General features: G+C 39.2%; 20 protein-coding genes. 13 read left to right on the forward strand and 7 right to left on the reverse strand.

All coding sequences use genetic code 11. The features are described from left to right. Positions 1 to 587: 587 nt before the first annotated feature. From CPRO_RS03320 to nth, 5 genes are all read right to left on the reverse strand, one after another. Positions 588 to 1,445, reverse strand: coding sequence for a MerR family transcriptional regulator (locus CPRO_RS03320; protein ID WP_066053655.1), 858 nt, complete (start codon positions 1,443 to 1,445; stop codon positions 588 to 590). Between the two features lie 115 nt (positions 1,446 to 1,560). Beyond that, positions 1,561 to 2,754 carry a CaiB/BaiF CoA transferase family protein gene (locus tag CPRO_RS03325; protein ID WP_066047836.1) on the reverse strand — a complete coding sequence of 398 codons (1,194 nt, stop codon included), beginning with the start codon at positions 2,752 to 2,754 and terminating at the stop codon, positions 1,561 to 1,563. Between the two features lie 115 nt (positions 2,755 to 2,869). Beyond that, positions 2,870 to 3,304 carry a hotdog fold domain-containing protein gene (locus CPRO_RS03330; RefSeq protein ID WP_066047843.1) on the reverse strand — a complete coding sequence of 145 codons (435 nt, stop codon included), beginning with the start codon at positions 3,302 to 3,304 and terminating at the stop codon, positions 2,870 to 2,872. 574 nt (positions 3,305 to 3,878) lie between these two features. Continuing rightward, positions 3,879 to 4,724 carry a DUF6612 family protein gene (locus CPRO_RS03335; protein WP_066047845.1) on the reverse strand — a complete coding sequence of 282 codons (846 nt, stop codon included), beginning with the start codon at positions 4,722 to 4,724 and terminating at the stop codon, positions 3,879 to 3,881. 48 nt (positions 4,725 to 4,772) lie between these two features. Further along, a complete protein-coding gene (gene nth, locus CPRO_RS03340) occupies positions 4,773 to 5,423 on the reverse strand; it encodes an endonuclease III (protein ID WP_066047847.1) in 651 nt (216 codons plus the stop codon). 499 nt (positions 5,424 to 5,922) lie between these two features. Between nth and CPRO_RS03345 the strand changes: the two genes are divergently transcribed. From CPRO_RS03345 to ybaK, 4 genes are read left to right on the forward strand one after another with little or no spacing between them, the layout of a single operon-like run. Beyond that, the gene (locus CPRO_RS03345) at positions 5,923 to 6,339 is read left to right on the forward strand and encodes a DUF6762 family protein (RefSeq protein ID WP_066047850.1); all 417 of its coding nucleotides are present in this window, start codon (positions 5,923 to 5,925) and stop codon (positions 6,337 to 6,339) included. After that, on the forward strand, positions 6,329 to 7,564 hold the full coding sequence (locus tag CPRO_RS03350; RefSeq protein ID WP_066047852.1) for a hypothetical protein: 1,236 nt from the start codon (positions 6,329 to 6,331) through the stop codon (positions 7,562 to 7,564). The genes CPRO_RS03345 and CPRO_RS03350 overlap by 11 nt, the downstream gene beginning before the upstream one ends. 22 nt (positions 7,565 to 7,586) lie before the next feature. Then, the gene (locus tag CPRO_RS03355; protein ID WP_066047854.1) at positions 7,587 to 8,426 is read left to right on the forward strand and encodes a DNA-3-methyladenine glycosylase family protein; all 840 of its coding nucleotides are present in this window, start codon (positions 7,587 to 7,589) and stop codon (positions 8,424 to 8,426) included. Between the two features lie 5 nt (positions 8,427 to 8,431). Next, a complete protein-coding gene (gene ybaK, locus CPRO_RS03360) occupies positions 8,432 to 8,911 on the forward strand; it encodes a Cys-tRNA(Pro) deacylase (RefSeq protein WP_066047856.1) in 480 nt (159 codons plus the stop codon). Positions 8,912 to 9,136: 225 nt separating this feature from the next. Here ybaK and CPRO_RS03365 read toward each other — a convergent pair whose 3' ends face one another. Further along, positions 9,137 to 10,396, reverse strand: a complete 1,260-nt coding sequence (locus tag CPRO_RS03365) for a stalk domain-containing protein (protein WP_066047858.1) — start codon at positions 10,394 to 10,396, stop codon at positions 9,137 to 9,139. Between the two features lie 137 nt (positions 10,397 to 10,533). On the opposite strand from CPRO_RS03365, the gene CPRO_RS03370 reads away from it, so the two are divergent. From CPRO_RS03370 to CPRO_RS03400, 7 genes are all read left to right on the forward strand, one after another. Beyond that, positions 10,534 to 10,770 (forward strand): FeoA family protein, encoded by a 237-nt coding sequence (locus CPRO_RS03370; RefSeq protein WP_066047860.1) that lies wholly within the window; start codon positions 10,534 to 10,536, stop codon positions 10,768 to 10,770. 1 nt (position 10,771) lies between these two features. Beyond that, positions 10,772 to 12,691 carry a ferrous iron transport protein B gene (gene feoB, locus CPRO_RS03375; RefSeq protein ID WP_066047862.1) on the forward strand — a complete coding sequence of 640 codons (1,920 nt, stop codon included), beginning with the start codon at positions 10,772 to 10,774 and terminating at the stop codon, positions 12,689 to 12,691. Between the two features lie 28 nt (positions 12,692 to 12,719). After that, entirely contained in the window at positions 12,720 to 13,244 is a 525-nt protein-coding gene (locus CPRO_RS03380; RefSeq protein ID WP_157881624.1) for a GNAT family N-acetyltransferase, read from the forward strand. A 1-nt stretch (position 13,245) separates the two neighbouring features. Beyond that, the gene (locus CPRO_RS03385) at positions 13,246 to 14,193 is read left to right on the forward strand and encodes an ROK family glucokinase (RefSeq protein ID WP_066047864.1); all 948 of its coding nucleotides are present in this window, start codon (positions 13,246 to 13,248) and stop codon (positions 14,191 to 14,193) included. 222 nt (positions 14,194 to 14,415) lie between these two features. After that, on the forward strand, positions 14,416 to 14,832 hold the full coding sequence (locus CPRO_RS03390) for an ATP-binding protein (protein WP_066047865.1): 417 nt from the start codon (positions 14,416 to 14,418) through the stop codon (positions 14,830 to 14,832). Between the two features lie 426 nt (positions 14,833 to 15,258). Further along, positions 15,259 to 16,566 carry an acetyl-CoA hydrolase/transferase family protein gene (locus CPRO_RS03395; protein WP_066047867.1) on the forward strand — a complete coding sequence of 436 codons (1,308 nt, stop codon included), beginning with the start codon at positions 15,259 to 15,261 and terminating at the stop codon, positions 16,564 to 16,566. Between the two features lie 155 nt (positions 16,567 to 16,721). After that, positions 16,722 to 17,177 carry a deoxycytidylate deaminase gene (locus CPRO_RS03400; protein ID WP_330383859.1) on the forward strand — a complete coding sequence of 152 codons (456 nt, stop codon included), beginning with the start codon at positions 16,722 to 16,724 and terminating at the stop codon, positions 17,175 to 17,177. Between the two features lie 372 nt (positions 17,178 to 17,549). Here the strand turns inward: CPRO_RS03400 and CPRO_RS03405 are convergent, their stop codons facing one another. Next, positions 17,550 to 18,044, reverse strand: coding sequence for a peptide deformylase (locus CPRO_RS03405; RefSeq protein WP_066047869.1), 495 nt, complete (start codon positions 18,042 to 18,044; stop codon positions 17,550 to 17,552). A gap of 145 nt (positions 18,045 to 18,189) precedes the next feature. Between CPRO_RS03405 and ruvA the strand changes: the two genes are divergently transcribed. Together ruvA and ruvB are read left to right on the forward strand one after the other, a co-directional pair. Further along, positions 18,190 to 18,789 (forward strand): Holliday junction branch migration protein RuvA, encoded by a 600-nt coding sequence (gene ruvA, locus CPRO_RS03410; protein ID WP_066047871.1) that lies wholly within the window; start codon positions 18,190 to 18,192, stop codon positions 18,787 to 18,789. Positions 18,790 to 18,808: 19 nt separating this feature from the next. After that, positions 18,809 to 19,813: a Holliday junction branch migration DNA helicase RuvB gene (gene ruvB / locus CPRO_RS03415; protein WP_066047873.1), complete on the forward strand. Its 1,005-nt coding sequence runs from the start codon at positions 18,809 to 18,811 to the stop codon at positions 19,811 to 19,813. Positions 19,814 to 19,853: the final 40 nt, after the last annotated feature.

Below are 19,853 nucleotides of genomic sequence, written 5' to 3' on the forward strand. Positions count from 1 at the left end.
TATGCTTCTTTCTCTTTTTTTTAGAAAAAAGTATCCACTAGGAAGAGTGTTTTTGAAACTGCAAAAAATAATATTATGGCAGTCATTTGGTGGTTTTTTGCAGAAATACATGCAAAATAATCTTTTTTATACACTTCAATATAGTTTTTTTGTGTTTTCGCATAAAAATGTTGTCCCTAAATTGGTAAATTTAATACTCCTAAATTTTTTTACTTAGATCGAATTTTATTTTTTTTTAACAGAAAAACCATCTATTTCATAAGGAATTTGAAGCTTTTCGAGTAGAAAAATAAGGGATTAGTAAAAAATTTCCATTAAGTCTGTATTAACGCTAAGATCTTTTTTAAGTAGAAATGTTTCTTTCAATGCCAAATTGAAAAGGGAAATGTACGAACTAATAAAGATAAGTGGATTTTGATTAACAACGTTACAGCATGTTTTGGCGGACAACGTTGGTACTAAATTTAAAGATCACAAATAATATATCAACGATACCATGAAATTTATTATGATGTGGAAATGTGCAACAAAAAAAGACCACTGCGAATTATTATTCCGCTTTGGCCTTTTCTTTTATACTTGAAATATCAGCTTATGGGTATCATTACCTTTGTAATATGGTTTTCCTCATTATTTATATCAACAGGAGAGATAATGTATTCTTCCGAAATAGGGCCGGCAACAGTATATCCTTGTTGGTTTAACCATTTTATTGCTTTGATGTGTGTCTGTATTATCTCATCATTACGCCCAATATGTAGCGCGGTAACGGCCTTGTAGCCGCCAAACTGCTTAAACTCTGGCAGGTCAGGACGGAATTCATTAATTGGAATACAGATTTCCAAGTCGCAGTCTGTTTTAAAAAATTGCTCCAAAGGATTGTTATGATAAGTTAGAATGACAGAGCCTACCATCCGCAGTTTCTGTTGGGAAACCATTTCAAATAATTCAAACCATCGATCCACAGAGACGTCACTATTTTTATAATTCTTTTTAATACGCCTTGTAAACAATACGTTGCCTGGGGGAATATCCTCAACTCGTATACCTTCCGTAGCCCAGTTGGATTGCTCGGTTTCGAGAATATTATGCCCTTTTTCAAGACGTTCAAGTAAAAGCTGCCCCTCCGCATACTGGTTGTTCAGAGAATCTATTGCATTGCTGATTTCATACAATCTCTCTCGGATGCAAGCACCCATGGCAGATGCGTTTTTTTTGCAAACAATTTGACTGATATCTTTTAAAGGAATCCCCAAATGCTTTAACTTACGGATAATGAATAAAGTCAAAATTTGATCCTGGGTATAATAGCGATAGTTGCTGTCACATTTTCGATACTCCGGAACCAATAGACCGATTTTATCATAATACCGTAATGTTTTAATGGGAACATTACAGAGTGTTGAGACTTTGCCGATCGAATAGTAGTTTTTTCCATCGGACATATGATCGCCCCTCCTTGCATCTGTGTCATGATATATACTGTCCCAATCAGTATACCACAACCCAAAAGAGGACTCAACCGAAAAAGAGGGTTCAGTATTTACTTTTTTTGCAGCCTTAGATGACATTTTTCTCTTCCAGTGATTTAATTTCTTCTACTGAGAGACCTAAAATTTCTGCGTAGACAGCAAAATTGTCTTCTCCCAGAATAGGGGCACCTTTCTGAGCCTTATCTTCTTCACCGTGGATTTTAATAGGGGAGCCGGGAATGCGAATTGTTCTATCCATGCCAGGCTGATAAACTTCCCAAAGCATATTTCTTTCTTTTGTTAAGGAATGCTCAGAAATCTCGGGAATCGTGAGGATTGGGCCGAAGGGAATGGAAAGTCCGCAGATGATTTCCTCTAACTCTGCAACGGTCTTTGTTTGGGTCCATTCTTCGATGATTGGCTTTAAGTCATTTAAATAGTTATCACAACGATTCAGGTTTGTATTGAAACGAGGATCATCAATCAAATCCTCTCTGCCCATTGCTTTACATAGTCCTGCAAACATTTTGTTTGTGCCACACCCCATTACAAAATCCGAATCTTTTGCCCTAAAGGAGTCAAAAGGGGCAATACTTGGATCTTGATTGCCTGCACGGTGGGGATGCTTACCAGCAATGGTGTATTCAACAACAAAGTTTTCCATTGTAGAGAACAGGGTATCTACCATTCCCACATCGATACGGCGGCCAACGCCTGTTTTTTCTCTTTCGTATAATGCCATCAAAACACCCATGCACAAATATGCACCAGTATAGCTATCTCCTACAGAAGGGCCGATTTTGCAGGGAGGACCGTCTGCAAAGCCGGTTACACTCATCATTCCGCTCATTGCTTGAGCGACGATATCATAGCAGGGGCGGGAGGACAATTCACCTGTTAATCCAAAACCGCTGATGGAGCCATAAATGATGCGGGGGTTGAGTTCTTTTAAGACCTCATAGGAAAAGCCTAATTTTTCTAAAACACCAACCTTATAGTTTTCGCAAATCACATCGGCAGATTTAACCAATTCGGCAAAAACTTTCTTTCCTTCTTCGGAAGCAAGATTTAAGGTGATTCCTTTTTTATTACGGTTAATGTAAGCATAGTAGCCACTGTAGTCATTTTCCATAGGCCCCCAACCTCTTGTTTGATCTCCACTGCCGGGGCGCTCAATTTTAATAACCTCAGCACCATGATCAGCAAGATTCATTGTACAAAAGGGGCCACTGTAAGCCTGTGTTAAATCAAGTACACGAATACCTTCCAAGGGTCTTTTCATGATAATTCATCCTCTCTGTTTACAAGATTAACGTTTCTCTTACATAAATCGTCAATTTTGGTGAAAAAGAAAGAGCGGATTGATATATCCGCTCCTTCGAAAATGTCACCAAAAATTATTGAGGGTGCTTTGCATCCTTGAAGGAAGATTCCTGAGGACCTCTCTGATTATCCTTTGCGATGAAAAGGCTGCCTGTTGCAGTACCACAAAGTACCGGAGGTTCACAAGCTGTTGCACGTGTATCCTGTGGATTTGTGATATCAACCATCTTTGCTACTTTCCATGCTTCAAATTTACATGTATAGGACTGGTTGCCAACTTTTTCAATCCAGCCGTGGTATTCCATAAAATCACCAACATATACAGGAGCTGTGAATTCGATATCTTTGTAGCCCAAGAATAAGCTGATGTCACCATCAACATAAACCATTAATTCTGTACCTACGTCGCCCCACTGATTCACGATTCTAGCGCCGTTTACTAAGTTACCAGTATAGTGAGCGTCTTTTGCGCTCATCATTAAATGATGTACAACCTTTTTACCTACCATTGAGAATTCCTCCTTTAATCTTTTATAATGATTTGATATTGAGTTCGTTAAGCGGTTTCCTTAACCTTGACTTAAGTTTAGCTGGTACAGCCAATGGAAAGTCAACAGGTTATCAAAAAAAAATTTGAAGAATAAAAAAGCAAATTATGAAAAGAGTCTACTTGGAGGATAGTTTTTAACAGATTTATCAATCCTCTGGAAATGGCTGTTTTTCAAGGGTTTTGAGACTTAAAAATGATGATTAAACTTTTTTCCTTGGGAAATAGATGAAAATGAGGTGGAGAGTTTTTTTGAAAAAAACTTGAAATTTCTCTTGAAGAAGAACAGTAATTCTTCGTGGATATAGTAGCTTTTTGGCTTTTCGCCATTGGCAATGAAAAAAGAAATCAATGGTGTTAGCAGTATAATGTTTTTTGTGTGAGAATGTTTCGCCTTTTTTCCTGAAATCATTGGAAAAGAAAAAAGAAAGGGAGAGTTTTTGTGAGAACGCTTATTTATGAAATGCGATATCCCCCATTTTCAGGTATTGAAATGAGGGATATTTTTAATAATGCATACATTCATAAAGCTTTTTTTATTTTTTTGTTTCTAGGATTTCCTTAGGAATATCAAAATCTTTTACGGAATTAAATTCGCTGCACGTCATGGTGATGGTTGCGTCTTCAACGGATAAACTGTTACCATTTTTTGTGCTATCTATACCCATTAATGCAAGGGTTTTTTCCATAATTACCTGCATCAGCTTAGAAATATCGGTTTTATATTGATAAACCAGACCATCTTCGCCAATCCATAGTGTAATGGGCAGGCCGCCTGTTTCATCATAGATTTTTTGCAAATCCTCTTCGGAGATGCCCATGCTGGTGGCAGAGGATAGGATTCCAGATTCTTCTACGATTTTTTTCACAACTTCACCCTTGAGCGTGCCTTCTAACCGTTGGGTTGAAATGTTACCTATTTTCTCTGTCCCCTTGTTCACAGGATTTTCTATTGCAGAAAGATAGCTTAAGATATTATCGTAGACTTCAAATTGTCCAAGCTTCTCTTTATCACCTTGAGTGTGAAACCAACCGGTTCCTGCATTGGTATATAAATCAATGGTACTATTGTTTTCTTGAAGATACATTTCCATGACAGTATCCTTTGCGGTACTGCTTTCCATGCGTGAAGCAATCTCTATCTTCATTTTCAAAGGCTTTATGAAAGCGGTGATATCCGCTGTTGTTGCAGTTGCTACTTTTTCAGTGCCCATGGTCATGTTTACGACCATATTCATTTTAGCCTGAAGGCTGGTGATTTGGGACATGTTCGTCTGTGCTGTTTCTATCAAGGTCCCTGTGTTTTGCTGTTTACTGCTGCAGCCCGTTATGGCAACTAATAGGGTGAGGGCAAATAGGAAATATTGCAGTCTATGTTTCATTCTAGAATCCTCCAATTCATTGTCTATCAATGTATTGTATCCAAAATTTTAAATTATTTTACCTTTTTGTAATTTTTGACCACCGGTGCAGTATGTGAGTAAAAAGCACTCGTTGCATTTTGGCCTTCTTGCAATACAGATTTTCCTGCCATGGGCGATGAGCTGAGTATTAATGTCAATCCATTTATCTTCGGGGATAATTTTCATTAAATCAAATTCTATTTTAACAGGATCCTGATTTTTTGTGAGGCCAAGTAAGTTGGAAAGTCTTTTTACATGGGTATCTACCACGATGCTTGGGATACCATACCAATTTCCCCGCACCACGTTGGCAGTTTTTCGGCCGACTCCTGCCAAGGATGTCAATGCCTCCAAATCGGACGGTACCTCACCATTGTGCTCGGCCAATAATTTTTGACAGCAGGCGATGATATTTTTTGCTTTGTTATGGTAAAAACCTGTTGAGTGAATATCTTTTTCCAGCTCCTTTAAATCCGCTTCGGCAAAATCCTTTACGGATTTATATTTTTGAAATAAATCCTTCGTGACAATATTTACCCGATCATCTGTGCATTGTGCTGATAAAATTGTGGCGACGAGCAGTTGCCAAGGTGTTTCATGATCCAAATAGCATCTTGTAGGACCATATTGTTCCCTTAATAGTAGTAAAATTTGATCTATCTTTTCTTTTTTTGTCATTTTTCTATACTCCCTCCCGAAAGAAGGGTATTTCCCGAAAATACCGAAGATTTCCCGAGAAATATTTCCCTTTTTCTTTTAAACTGTAAAACAAATAGTTTTGCCGTAGTTTTTTCATTGTTTTTATTTTATGGGTAGATAGTTGATATTTTTAAACAGAATTATTTGTTTGAGATTTTATTACTATATCATATAACAAGCTGCGTGGAAATGCAAAAGTACTGTGTATGCTTAGATTAAAATAACAGTATTATTTTTTTGGGAAAATAATATCCGTTGTAAAAATGGGATACTTTTTGCATATTTTTTAGAAAAAAATTCTTCAAAAACATAGGAACAAATTCTTAAAAATTACGTCATATATTAAAAATGGCGTAATTTAGGGGTTTTAGCCATAGATTGGAAGGGTATTGGAGCCGCCCTTTCCTTGCATCATATTATAAATTGTAGTATAATTTTAATAATAATAGACTAGCTTTGCTTATTGAAGGAGAAGAATATGGACGAAACCGTAATTGTGATAATGCTTAAAGATAATAATACGGGATTTTTGGAAAAAGAGTTAGGAAGCTATTCTCTTTCGGAAAATGCAGGAATGATTTACAATATTTATGGAGAAGACACGGAGGACGGCAGAAGGGTAGTTTTGCGTCTAACCTGTGACAAGGAAGTTGAAGATTGGGAATACGATGCGATTTTTGATTATTATGAAACGGAAGCTTTGGCTGGGGTTACTACCCATGTAGCAGAAGAAGACGGACATTTTAATCCAATATGGGTTGTTCAATTTCCCTATTCTGATGTACATGAAGAAATGGAGAACGCAATTACTAATATATTAGAGATTCATAAAAAGGAACTGCTTTCGGTTTACGATGCTATAGCGGACAAAAAGGATGATTATAGTGAAGAATAAAAAGTGGAAAAATGCCTTTATTTTGATAGGTATTTTGCTTTTCTTATGTTGTGCTTGTGCATTGAGAAAAGTTGAGGTGGAAACCTCCTTGCCGGGAGCGGAGCAGAACAATGAGAAGGATCCTCTTGAGGTACCTCCTGCGAAGGAAAATACAGAAGAGCCTTCTATAGAGCCGGAAAAACCCCCCGCCAAAGAGGAAAATAACGTAAAAATTGAGCCGGAAAAGACACAGCCTGCTAGCACGAAACCATTTTGGGTGAGTGAAACAACCAGACTGACAAATAACATCATTGCCATTGCTACAGCAGGACAGGCTGATTATAAGGCAAACGGTTCCCAAAAGGGCTGGATGAGCAAAAACGGCGAACTTTACAATTATTATGAAAGGAAATACATAACAACAGATACGTTGGTGGCGGATGGATATTTGGAGAGCGGTCTAACAGCCTCTGCATATAAAATTCTGCTAATCAATGGGAGTGATTTGGCAGCCTTGGAGGGGACTTCTGTTCCATCTAGCAGTATGGAGTTTCAAGTATTTGCTGCTGTGAAGCAATCAGGAAAATATATGATTGCCTCTTCTGACGGAAAAGTTGGAACAATCAGTGAGGATAGTTTTCATAACCTTTTGGTGAAATATAATCAAAATAACGGAAAGGTCTTAAGACTCTCTTCTGCATCTGCGGAGTATGAGCGTATATTGAATTATATCAGCCTTTTTGAAGGCCGTTTTGATGAGTATTATGTACGAGAAATTCGTTTAGATGAAAGATATGCTGTAGTTGTTTTTTCAAACCGAAGAAATACTGCTGATATTAAGGAATATATTCTGGAGAATGAGAATAATTTCTGGGAGGTTGTCTTGCCAAATGCCCAGACTGAATATTATCCGATAACGTCAATCAACCGTTTTCTGCCTAATTTTAATCTGGAGTTATTGCCAGCATATACACTTGCCTCTTGGAGAGGAAGTATTGTATCTACTCAAGGCGGTGTTGAAGCGGCACTCTTTAGTGCCAATGCAATTACAAGTTCCAGCGAAATTGCATATCAATGTGGCACCTCTGCTTGTGCTTATGCCATTTTAACGAATGGAAATCGTTATGTTTGCTACAGTGAAGGTGGTATTTGGAAGGCTGAATTTGTGACATCAGATATTGCGGCGAAAAACTTCCTTTTGAAAAAAACGGGAATCAATTATGGGTTCTTAATTTTGGATGATTAATGGGAATAGGGTGTGAATGTAAATGGAGAAAGTTTTTTGGGATTGTCCCGACTTTTCTCTGTCACAAACCTTAGAATGCGGACAATGCTTCCGTTATGAAAAAAAAGAGGATGATTGCTATACTGTCATCTCCGGCCAAAAGGTGATTACCCTTGGGCAGGTGGGTGACAGTATTGTTTTTTATGGTGACAATGATATTCCTTTTTGGAAAGGTTTTTTTGATGGAGAAAGAGATTATAATGAAATTAAACAGCGGCTAAAAGAGAATGACCCCATCATGGCGGAAGCAATTTCTTTTGCTCCGGGTATTCGAATATTAAAACAAGAGTTTTTTGAAATGCTGATGTCCTTTATCATATCTCAAAATAATCATATCCCTAGGATAAGAGGGTTAATTCAGAGACTCTCTCAAGAATACGGGATGCCTTTGGAGGGAGGCTTTTACAGCTTTCCTACTCCACAACAGCTGTCAGATGTTACTGAAGAAGCCTATCGTAGCCTAGGCTGTGGATTTCGGGGAAGATATTTGGAGGATGCAGTGAAGAATGTGCTTTCAGGGAATTTTGAAGTGGAGAAATTGGAAATGCTGCCTACGGAGGAGCTTCGACAGAGGTTAATGTCAATTTGCGGTGTCGGGCAAAAGGTAGCAGATTGTATCTTGTTATTTTCTTTTGGCAGATATGAGGTATTTCCAACAGATGTGTGGATTAATCGTGTTTATAGCCATGCTTACTTTGAAGGGAAAAAGCTACTGGCAAAGGAATTGCAAGTGTCTGCCGCAGAAAAATTCGGCAACAATGCGGGCTTCGCTCAGCAGTATTTGTTTTATTATGGTAGGGAACGGAAAATTGGAAAGGGGTAAGAAAAATGGTAAAAACCAACGTAATGCGGCTTTTAGAAACGGCAGGAATTTCTTACCGCACCGCAGAGTATGAATATGATGAAAATAATCTTTCAGGATTGAATGCCGCAGAGAAGATAGGGATTCCCGCAGAACAGGTTTTTAAAACATTGGTAACCAGAGGGGATAAAACCGGAATATTAGTTTTTTGTGTCCCTGTAAATATGGAGCTGGATTTAAAAAAAGCTGCAGCGGTTTCAGGAAACAAAAAATTAGAGATGACCCATGTAAAGGAGCTTTTAGCTCTAACGGGTTATATTCGTGGGGGATGCTCTCCTGTGGGGATGAAAAAAAAGTATCCCACTTATATAGATGAAACGGCAATATTGTTTGATGAAATTGCGGTAAGCGCAGGAGTTCGTGGGGAACAGGTTATCCTGAAGCCTGATGATCTCATTGCATTTGTGGAAGGGATTGAAGCAGATATCACCAAGGAACTGAGCTAGGGCTAAGCTTTATTCATATACAATTTGTTTGCTTTTTCTCCTATGGGTTCTATGCTTTAGATACGTAATGGCATGTTTCATTAATTGGTGCCCATAGTATATTATAAAGAATGGAAGAATGTTTTTTCAGTGAGAATATGATAAATGATGATTGCATGAAGAATTTAATGAGTTAAAAAGAAGTGCATCATCCCTTGTAAGGGATGATGCACTTTGTTTTTTCAACTAATACATAGATATTTCCATAGGTATTGTTGTTTCGGTTTCAACGCCGTTTCTTACGGTTGAAACCTTAATGTAAACAGTGGAATTGTTGGCTGTAGAAATACCGAAGCATTGTGGAAATCCCCAATACCAAATGTCACCGCCCAACGCTTTATTTTGCAATTTCGTATATTTGGCGTTTTTAGAGTATGCAATGTATACATAGTAATAATCAGCATCATAAACCGGTGACCAGGTTACATTGGCATAGCCGTCTTCAATCCAGTAGCGCAGATTTTTTGGTGCAGTTGGTGTATAGGTATAATTTTTCATTTGCCGAAGGGGAATAGACAGGGTTTTAGGTACCTTCGTGATTTCTCCCATTGGGATAGCAAAATATTGATTCTCGCTGTAAGAGGAAGTCATACCAATGACTTTTCCTTTGCTGTTAAACAATGCCCCGCCGCTGCTGCCGTGATCAATAAAGGCACTGCTGGAGATAATATCTTGGTTAAAGTCTTTTATCTGTCCTTCTGATAAAGTATTCCGATTTCCGTTAGGTGCCCCCACTGCTACTACGGCTTCCCCTTTGGTGAGTAGAGTTTCAATAGGTGCAGGAATTAAGTTTTTCTTATCAATTTGAATGATTGCAATATCTTTTTGCTGGTCTAATCCCACAATGGTTGCGTTTCCTTGATAAATGGATTCATCTGGAAATACCATTTGAAGCATGGATGCATTTTCTACCACATGATAGTTAGTCACAATCAAACCGTCAGAGGAGAGCACAATTCCACTGCCCTGAATTTTATTTGTTTGGATATAGACCACAGAATCGGTCAATTGGCCCTTCTTTACTTGGGTTGTGGTGATATAAATTGTATAGGTAGCTGGATCCCATTCAACGGTGGCACCGCTATGTTCAGCAACAAAACGTAAAGGAACCATAGTGGTGTTCTTTGATAGGGTGGCAGCCGCATCTAAAACAACAGACTTTTGATTTACGATTGCAACAGGGTCATCGATGGTAAGAAATAGGTGTGTCTCCTCTTTTTTTGCCTCAACACTATGGCTATCTGAATGCCATATTACGGTATAGCCCAGAGATTCCATAACGCTTCGCATAGGAACCAAAACTCGATCGTTTTGTACGACCGCCGGTGCAGAAAGGGGGAGCGGGTATCCATCAAGGTTTACTATAATATTTTTTGCCGAAGCCGGCACCACTGTGCATAAACAAATTATAAAAAAGAGAAAAAATCCTCTTAACTTTCGGTTCATTCTTTCACTTCCTTTTCAGACTGAGTATAGCATAGTTTTCCATAAATAGCTACCCAAAATATATGGTACTCTTTGGAAATATTAAGGATTTTTGCATTATTTGGGAATCATTTGCATAGATATGAAAGGGAATAAGAATGAAGACAAGTTTGAATCATTTGGAAAAAGGCGAGTGTGGGAGGGTGATTGCTTTAACCTGCCAAAAGGCAACAGCTCGAAGGCTTTTGGAATTAGGAGTAACGCCAAATACTCGTATATATTGTATCCGATGGGCGCCGATGCATGGGGCAATAGAGGTGAAAATTCGGGGGTATCTATTGGCTGTAGGATACAACGACGCCGCATCAATTTTAATAGAGAAAGAAGGAGGATAAAGTGAAGAAGCTGGGTCTGGTTGGAAACCCAAATTGCGGAAAAAGTGCATTGTTTAATACCTTAACAGGAAGTGATGCCCGAGTGGGGAATTGGCCCGGTGTAACGGTGGAACGCAAAGAGGGGATATGGAAAAAAGAGGATTTTCTTTGCATTGATTTGCCGGGAGTTTACGCTCTTTCGCCGTATACTCCGGAAGAGCGGGTTGCCGTTCAGTTTATTCTGGAGGAAAAGCCGGATATTATTTTACAAGTGGTTGACAGCACTGTGCTTGAGCGGAGCTTATTTTTAACCACACAGCTGTTGGAGTTGGATATCCCGCTGGTATTGGCATTTAATATGATGGATAAGGCTAGGGAACAAGGAATAGACATTGATATTTCAAAGCTTTCAAAACTGCTGGAAGTCCCTATTGTTGAAATTTCTGCAATTACCGGAGCGGGTCAGGAAGATATGGCAAAATGTCTAAATATGGCCATGGAAAAGGGGCGAAAAGGAGAAACTGTACTTCAAAGGGACAAGCTATGGCAAAGGATTGAACCCTTGTTGCAACCTTTTTTGAAACGCAAACAAGGTCTTTTTTTGGGAATGCGCTGGCTGGAGCAACAGGAGGAGCTTGATTGGGAAGGAGAAATCGCCGCTGGCCGCTATGCATTTTCTGTTTTTTACTGCCAACAAGTGATAACACAGAGACAGAAAAAAAGGGATTTTACTGAAAAATTGGACAAAATTTTTCTGCATCACTTCTTTGGGATTCCTATTTTTTTACTATGCATGGCTTTTATTTTCCATGTGACCTTTTCTCTTTCTTTTTTAGGGACAGGCCTTCCATCCCTTGGTGTTTTTTTAAAGGATGGTGCAACCTATGGTATAGAAGCGTTGAGAGATGTGGTAGCTCATTTTTTTCCGCAAATGCCCTATTGGGGGAGGGCATTTCTTATGGAAGGGATATTTGGCGGAGTGGGCAAGGCGGTATCATTTTTGCCTCAAATTTTATGTTTGTTTTTCTGGCTTACTTTTTTAGAGGATAGTGGATATATGGCGAGAGTTGCTTTTTTATTAAATAAGCCCATGGGGGAGTTGGGAGTATCCGGCAGAGCTTTTTTACCCCTTCTTACAGGCTTTGGATGCTCTGTACCTGCCATGCTCAGTGTGAGAACTTTAGAGCGTGAGGATAGCAGACGCATTACAAGATTGATTCTTCCCTTTTTCTCGTGTGGGGCGAAGCTTCCCCTTTACATCCTTTTGGTTGGGTTATTGTTTCCCAAAAACGGAGGATTGGTTATTTTTTCTTTGTATGTGGGTGGAATTCTCATTGCTTTTCTTTGGGCTATTTTTTTAAAAAAAAAATATTGCAAGGAGGAGGCTCCTTTTATAATGGAAATGCCATCTTATCATTTGCCCAGATGGAATAATTTATCAAGAACACTTTACAGAAGAGGAAAAGAATATCTGACAAAGGCGGCAACGGTGATTCTTGGGGCAAGCATCATCATTTGGTTGTCCGCCCACGTTACGCCGCATTTACATATGACACTAGACTCGTCTACAAGTATTTTGGCTTTTCTTGGGAAAGGATTGAATCCCTTTTTTATACCCCTCGGTTTTGGGGGAGGGGAAGATGGCTGGAAGGCTTCGGCGGCAATATTATCCGGTGTGGCGGCTAAGGAGGCAGTGGTATCATCCTTAGGTGTTTTAGGTGGCGTGGAGGGGTTATTTACCCCAATATCGGCGATATCTTTTATGGTGTTTCATCTTTTGAGCATACCATGTGTAGCGGCGGTCTCTGCTTATTGGTATGAAGAGAAAGGTTGGAGAAAATTAGTATTTGCACTTTTACTTTGGTTATCAACTGCTTGGATTACTTCTTTTTTTGTATATCAAATTGGAAGCTTGGTATTTGCTTTTTTTAGTCGTTTATAGTATCCTTTGGAGCAGGGAGATGAAAAGGATGCTAGAAAGAATTACAAAGGATACATTTGACGAAATATACCCAATTTTTGAGGAGGCTTTTCCTGTTGAGGAGTTGCGAGAAAAGGAAAGACAAAAGGCTCTTTTGGATAGACCTCAGTACCAACTATACGGAATTAGAAATGAATGGGGAATCCTGCAAGGAGCAATGGCGATGTGGGATTTTAAGGATTTTATTTATATTGAGCATTTTGCTATAAAACCTGCTTATCGCAATGGGGGTTTTGGTGGAAAAAAGCTGAAGGAGATTATGGCATGGGCAGGCAGACCTGTTGTTTTGGAGGTGGAGGTTCCCAAAGATGAGATGACAAAAAGGCGGATAGGGTTTTATGAAAGACACGGGTTTTTCTTCAACGATTATCCCTATTTACAGCCACCTATGAGAATGGGACAAAAAATGTTACCATTACGATTTATGACCATGCCGGAAAAAATATCAAAGGATGTTTATGAAAGATACAAAAGAATGATCCACAGAATTGTTTATAACTTCGAGGAGGAATAACATGGAGTATTGCTTTGGGGTGGATATTGGTGGAACCACAGTGAAAATCGGTTTATTTTCACGCAAGAAAGGTCTGTTGGAGAAATGGGAAATTCCCACCAGAAAAGGCACAGAGCCAACGCCATTGTTAAAAGACATTAAATATGAAATTGAAGAATGCTTAAATAGAAATGATCTAAAGAAAGAGCATCTAGCTGGAATTGGTATGGCGGCACCGGGCCCGGTGACGGAGGATGGATGCTTGCGAGGTACGGTTAACATCGGTTGGGGAGATGTATTTCTTGGCAATGAGGCGGAGGACTTGATTAGCGTTTCTCCTATTTTCATTGGAAATGATGCAAGGGTTGCCGCTTTGGGAGAATATACCTTTGGCGCCGGCAAAGAGGTAAACAGTCTCCTTATGGTAACATTGGGAACCGGGGTTGGCGGTGGAGTTATTCTAAATGGAAAAATTCTTGCGGGTGTTTCGGGAACGGCAGGAGAAATTGGTCATATGACCATGAATCCTTATGAGGAAGAGCAATGCAACTGTGGGAAAAAAGGGTGTTTGGAGCAGTATGCCTCTGCACAAGGCATGGTTCGGGTTGCACGCAAGGTTCTTGTGAATACAGATAAACCATCTGTTCTCAGAGAGATGGATGTTCTTACTGCTAAGAAATTGTGGGATGCTGGAAAAATTGGTGATGCGTTGGCACTGGAGCTGACGGAATATATAAGCAGAATGCTAGGGATGGCCATTGCCAATGCATGCTATATTGTCGACCCTGAAATGGTTGTTCTTGGCGGCGGTGTATCACAAGCAGGAGAATTTTTGTTGGATATGGTTCAGAGGGCCTACGCAGAAAACGTGTTTCCCCATTGCAGAGATAAAAAGTTTGCCTTGGCAAAACTCCGTAACGATGCGGGGATTTTTGGGGCTGCGGCATTGGTCTTTCAGTCTGTAAATTAGTAAATAGGCACAAAATATTTATAAAATATATGTTAAATAGATGAAGTTATTGTGAAAATAGCTGATTATATTGATTTATAGGAAAATCATTGAAAATTAAGAGGATTTCTTAGGAATTTGGAGAATACTAATAGCAAACAAATAGATTTTTCTATTTGGAATTTAAAACTTAATAATTTACAAATCCAGAGGTATATCACCAGTATAAAGGGGGAGATTGCAATGGTTCAGATTCTTGCAGGCGAAAAAGGTGTAGGTAAAACGAAACGACTCATCGCGATGGCTAATGAGGCAAGCAAGGAAGCAAACGGTTGCGTTGTGTTTGTAGATGATGACAACAGCCGCATGTATGATCTTCATTATAGTGTACGGTTTGTAGATACGCCAAAATTCATCATGGAAAATACGCAGGTTTTCCGGGGTTTTGTGTACGGTATCCTCTCTCAAAACAGTGATATAGAAAAAATTTATATTGATGGATTAAACCATATTATGGAAAAAGTGGACGATAAGGATTTTATTACATTCATTAATCATTTGGAGTCCATTTCAAAGGAATCTGAAACGGATTTTACAATGATTATAAGCCGAAAAGAGGAGGAACTTCCAAAGGAAGTTCAACCGTATCTGGTAAAATAAAATAAGAATATTGAGCGGTCAGCCATTTCCAAAAGGAATGTGTTGGCCGTTTTTTGATTGCGCAATAATTCGTTTTAGTATTTTGAAGGATTGTTGTATGACAAGATTTTGGTTTCCATAATATTTTTATAAGTTAAAATAATATTGGATTTCATTGATTTTTTGTGTAATCGGTTTACAAAAAAATAAAATCTTTTCCCAGTGATATATGAAAAAAACCAAATAATTGTAAAAATATTAGTGCATATGTCATTATTTTTTGTACAATTTAAAGAACATTATCTGTTTTGCCTTTACGAGGGCTACGGCATATGCTAAAATACAGGGGAAGAAAAGTATTTTGTATTCAAATGTGGGAATTTTACCTTTATAATTGTGCAGATTGCTTAGCAAAACAGAGAGAGTTAAGGGGAAAGGTGAGATAGTATGAATAAATTTCGTGAAATGTATCTGGCGAAAAAAATGACTCCAGAAGGAGTAGCTAAATTTGTAAAATCAGGAGACGTTTGTGCCGCACCAACAGGGTTAGAGGCGCCAACAGCAATTTGTGAGGCGATAGGAAAAAGAGCGGCAAACGGTGAATTGACAGGTGTAACCCATCATCAAACTTTATGTGCGGAATCAGGTGCTTATTTAAACTATGACTTAAAGGGAAAATATGACTATGTTTCTTGGTTTACCGGTGCAGCCGGCAGAAAAGGAATTCAGGATGGTTACTACACTTATATTCCCAATAACTACAGCACGATTCCCGGCTACTGGAAAAATGTTCAGCCTAGACTGGATGTTTTTTATGCAGAGGTTTCACCAATGGATGACCATGGTTATTTTAGCTGTGGCATGGCAGGTGCAGAAGTTGTAGCAATGCGTGACAAAGCCAAAATTATTCTTTTGGATGTAAATGATAAAATGCCACGTGTTTTGGGTAATAACCAGATTCATATTTCTCAGGTTACAGCTCTTTGTGAATCCTCAAGAGCGCTTTCTATTTTACCTAATGCGCCTTTGACCGATGTAGATAGAAAAATTGGACAGATGATCGCTGATGAAGTAATCAATGGATCCACATTGCAGCTGGGCATTGGAGGTATTCCCAATGCTGTTGGTGTCCTATTGAAGGACAAAACTGACTTGGGTATTCATACAGAAATGTTTACTGACAGCATGGTGGACTTAATTGAATGCGGCGCAGTAACAAATATGAATAAGCCAATTAATGTGGGTAAAACAGTTGCCACATTGGCATGGGGTTCCCAGAAGATGTATGATTTTATGGACAACAACCCTGCTTTTGAAATGCATCCTGTTGACTACACAAACAATCCTTATATCATTGGTCAGCATGATAATTTTGTTTCTGTAAATGCTTGCGTTGAAATTGACTTATTTGGACAGGTTTGTGCTGAAAGCCTTGGAACAAAGCATTACAGCGGTTCCGGCGGTCAGGTGGATTTTGTTCGTGGTGCAAATTTATCTAAGGGCGGTAAAGGCTTTATCGCAATGACCTCTACCACTAAGGGTGGCACAATTTCTAAAATTAAGCCAACTTTGACACCTGGTTCTATTGTAACTACCTCCAAAAACGAAGTGGACTTTTTGGTAACGGAAAATAACATAGTACGTCTGAAAGGTCAGACAGCAAGCGACAGAGCGAAAATGATTATTTCTCTTGCTGCACCTCAGTTCCAAGAAGAATTGGAATTTGAAGCAAGAAAAATGAACCTGATTGTTTAAGAATCTGTGAATTATTTGCCCTTGAAGGGTAGGAATATTTAAGAATGATAAAACCTTTTCCTGAAATGAAAGTTGTTTTGGGAAAAGGTTTTTTTAGAATTCAAATTTTGACAAATTCTAAAAGTTGTGCTATTTTTGAAAAAACAAGTAGGGGGATGGAAGCATTGAGAGCTAGTTGGGATGAGTACTTTATGCAGATTGCAGAAATTGTAAAAACCAGATCAACCTGTTTACGCCGACAAGTTGGAGCTGTAATTGTAAAAGATAACAGAATTATCACCACTGGGTATAATGGTGCACCATCAGGTTTGATGCACTGTACAGAGCTTGGCGGTTGCGAAAGAGAACGATTAGGGATTCCATCTGGTCAGCGTCATGAGCTGTGTCGTGCGTTGCATGCAGAGCAAAATGCAATTATTCAGGCGGCAAATCTAGGAATTTCCACGGATGATGGAACCATTTATATTACCTTGCAACCTTGTGTTATTTGTGCCAAGATGCTGATTAATGCGGGGATTAAGCGCATTGTTCATAAGGGGGAGTATCCTGATGAGCTATCCAGAAGAATTTTGGAAGAGGCAAAGATAGAAATTACCATTATGGCGGAATAAAAAAGATTACGTTCAAGATGATTAGTTTTTTGTGGTATTTTGTTCGAATTTACATACAATATGTTACAATATTTTATCGAAGCATGGAAACAGATGGGCGGAATACAAAAAAAGCATTGGTCTCATGGAGTGATAAAGGCACCAATGCTTTTTTACTTCACTGTTATGTATGGAAAATCAGCATTTAGGGTTTGGTTTGAGGCAGGTTTCGTGTAGCTTTTGAACCTAGAATATTTAAAGGTTGAAGAAACTTGCTTCTGCTTAAGAGTAGGCAACGTGTTTTTTCGAATCCTTTGCTTTTAAATAAAATTCGGAGAAACTATTTTATTTTGTTTGATAAAGGATGGATTAAATTATATTTTTATTTGTCGTTTAAGATTTCTGGAGTGTTTCTTTCCAGAAAAAGGACTGATTATTAATACTGCGCATGACTGCCAAAATACCATCTAGATGGTCAAATTCGTGCTGTAATAACTCGGCTAGGTCACCACTTAACTCCATTTTGCATGGACGTTGTTCCATATCAGTATAGTGAATGATGCAGTGTCGATAGCGCATTACCTTAACCAAGAGATTTGGGAAGGACATGCAGTCGTCTAACACTTCCATCTGCTCCTCATCGGGAAATTCTAAACGGGGATTGAGAAATACCACAGGGTGATCGATATGCATATATAAAATTCTTTTTGGTACTCCAATTTGAGGTGCGGCGATGGCACGTCCGGCGCCATATTTTTTGCGAAATGCCATGAGTGTATCATGTAAATCCTCTACGATTTTGGGGAGATTGGGATAGTCTTCTTTTGTTACGGGAGTAGAAACTTGATACAGTGCGGGATTGCCTAAGAGTAAAATTTTTTGCTCCATTTACGTCACTCCTTTTTTTATTAGTATACACCCCTTTTTTTGTAGGAACAATGGCGAACATAGTTTCTTTTTTTTGTGTGGTTTGGGTTGCTCTTTCGATGTTTGTCCAGTATAATAATTCCATAGAGAAAGAGAGGGGAAGGGTATGATCTCTTATATTAAGGGTACCTTGGCGCATCGAGGCGAAAGCTTTATCATTTTGGAAAATGGTGGAATGGGATATCAGATTTTTGTTTCTGCCGGATTCCTCTCCAGAATGCCTGAGGTGGGCAAGGATATAAAGGTTTTCACATATATGAGTGTGAAAGAGGACGGAATCTCTCTCTTTGGTTTTTCATCAAAAGAAGAGCAAGAAATGTTTCTGAAATTATTAACCGTCGGTGGCGTTGGGCCTAAGGGGGCATTGGGATTTTTATCACAGCTGACGCCTCAGGAAATTGTCATGGCGATTTTATCCGCGGATGCGAAAACCCTTTCAAAAGCCCCCGGTGTGGGAAAAAAGACAGCGCAACGGGTTATTTTGGAATTAAAGGATAAATGCACAACGGAGGATGCTATTGCAATCCCCATGGAGATGGTGGACGGAGACTCTGTTGGTGGTGCAAAATTTGAAGCAATCGAAGCCATGACGGCGTTGGGATACAGCCGCAGTGAGGCCGCTAAGGCGGTGGGATTGGTGGCTGCCGAAGGCATGACTACGGAAGATATTTTAAAAGCGGCATTAAAAAAGATGATTACATATTAAATAAAAGCAGGTGTTACTATTGGAAAATCGGCGAATACTAACAGCGGCGTTTGGTGAGGAGGATAAAGAATTTGAACCCAAGCTCAGACCCCAGCAGTTAGACAGCTATATTGGACAGGAAAGTGTAAAAGAAAATTTAAAGGTGTTTATTCAAGCGGCTCAGCAAAGGGGAGAAGCCTTGGATCATGTTTTGCTATATGGTCCTCCCGGATTGGGAAAGACTACTTTATCCAATATTATTGCCAAAGAGATGGGGGTTCATATCAAAACCACATCAGGCCCTGCCATTGAGCGTGCGGGGGATATGGCGGCTGTTTTAAACAGCTTAAGCGAAGGGGATATTCTTTTTATTGACGAAATCCATCGATTAAACCGTATGATTGAGGAAATACTGTATCCTGCTATGGAGGATTATGTCATAGATATCATGATTGGCAAGGGGCCGGGGGCAAGATCTGTTAGATTGGATTTGCCTAAGTTTACGCTGATTGGGGCTACCACCAGAATTGGCCTTCTTACGGCGCCCTTAAGGGATCGATTTGGTGTTGTGCAACGCCTAGAACCTTACGATATCCATAGCCTGAAGACGATTATTTGTCGTTCTGCTGATGTTTTGCAGGTTGAAATAGATGAAGACGGTGCAGAGGAAATTGCCCGTCGTTCAAGGGGAACTCCCCGAATTGCTAATCGTCTTTTAAAAAGAGTAAGAGATTTTGCCCAGGTGCGCTATGAAGGAGCAATCAATGGTGAGGTCGCTCGTTTTGCTTTGGATTTATTAGAGGTTGATAAAATGGGGCTGGATTTGATTGACCGTAAAATGCTATTGATGATGATAGAGAAGTTTGATGGTAAGCCTGTAGGGCTTGATACCCTAGCAGCTTCTATTGGAGAAGAATCGGAGACCATTGAGGATGTGTATGAGCCATATCTGCTACAGTTGGGCTATATACAACGTACCCCCAGAGGAAGAGTCGTGACGGGAGCCGGATATGCTCATTTTGGGCTAAAAGCGAAAGAGGTTTGAAGAAGTAGGCAGTTTTTCATTATATGAAAGAAAGAATCGA

Source organism: Anaerotignum propionicum DSM 1682 (assembly GCF_001561955.1).
GTDB lineage: Bacteria > Bacillota > Clostridia > Lachnospirales > Anaerotignaceae > Chakrabartyella > Chakrabartyella propionicum.

Bases quoted from the DNA above. Each gene is read 5' to 3' on its own strand.
- CPRO_RS03320 (WP_066053655.1), bottom strand. From the start codon at position 1,445: ATGTCCGATGGAAAAAACTACTATTCGATCGGCAAAGTCTCAACACTC.
- CPRO_RS03325 (WP_066047836.1), bottom strand. From the start codon at position 2,754: ATGAAAAGACCCTTGGAAGGTATTCGTGTACTTGATTTAACACAGGCT.
- CPRO_RS03330 (WP_066047843.1), bottom strand. From the start codon at position 3,304: ATGGTAGGTAAAAAGGTTGTACATCATTTAATGATGAGCGCAAAAGAC.
- CPRO_RS03335 (WP_066047845.1), bottom strand. From the start codon at position 4,724: ATGAAACATAGACTGCAATATTTCCTATTTGCCCTCACCCTATTAGTT.
- nth (WP_066047847.1), bottom strand. From the start codon at position 5,423: ATGACAAAAAAAGAAAAGATAGATCAAATTTTACTACTATTAAGGGAA.
- CPRO_RS03345 (WP_066047850.1), top strand. From the start codon at position 5,923: ATGGACGAAACCGTAATTGTGATAATGCTTAAAGATAATAATACGGGA.
- CPRO_RS03355 (WP_066047854.1), top strand. From the start codon at position 7,587: ATGGAGAAAGTTTTTTGGGATTGTCCCGACTTTTCTCTGTCACAAACC.
- ybaK (WP_066047856.1), top strand. From the start codon at position 8,432: ATGGTAAAAACCAACGTAATGCGGCTTTTAGAAACGGCAGGAATTTCT.
- CPRO_RS03365 (WP_066047858.1), bottom strand. From the start codon at position 10,396: ATGAACCGAAAGTTAAGAGGATTTTTTCTCTTTTTTATAATTTGTTTA.
- CPRO_RS03370 (WP_066047860.1), top strand. From the start codon at position 10,534: ATGAAGACAAGTTTGAATCATTTGGAAAAAGGCGAGTGTGGGAGGGTG.
- CPRO_RS03380 (WP_157881624.1), top strand. From the start codon at position 12,720: ATGCTAGAAAGAATTACAAAGGATACATTTGACGAAATATACCCAATT.
- CPRO_RS03385 (WP_066047864.1), top strand. From the start codon at position 13,246: ATGGAGTATTGCTTTGGGGTGGATATTGGTGGAACCACAGTGAAAATC.
- CPRO_RS03390 (WP_066047865.1), top strand. From the start codon at position 14,416: ATGGTTCAGATTCTTGCAGGCGAAAAAGGTGTAGGTAAAACGAAACGA.
- CPRO_RS03395 (WP_066047867.1), top strand. From the start codon at position 15,259: ATGAATAAATTTCGTGAAATGTATCTGGCGAAAAAAATGACTCCAGAA.
- CPRO_RS03400 (WP_330383859.1), top strand. From the start codon at position 16,722: ATGGAAGCATTGAGAGCTAGTTGGGATGAGTACTTTATGCAGATTGCA.
- CPRO_RS03405 (WP_066047869.1), bottom strand. From the start codon at position 18,044: ATGGAGCAAAAAATTTTACTCTTAGGCAATCCCGCACTGTATCAAGTT.
- ruvA (WP_066047871.1), top strand. From the start codon at position 18,190: ATGATCTCTTATATTAAGGGTACCTTGGCGCATCGAGGCGAAAGCTTT.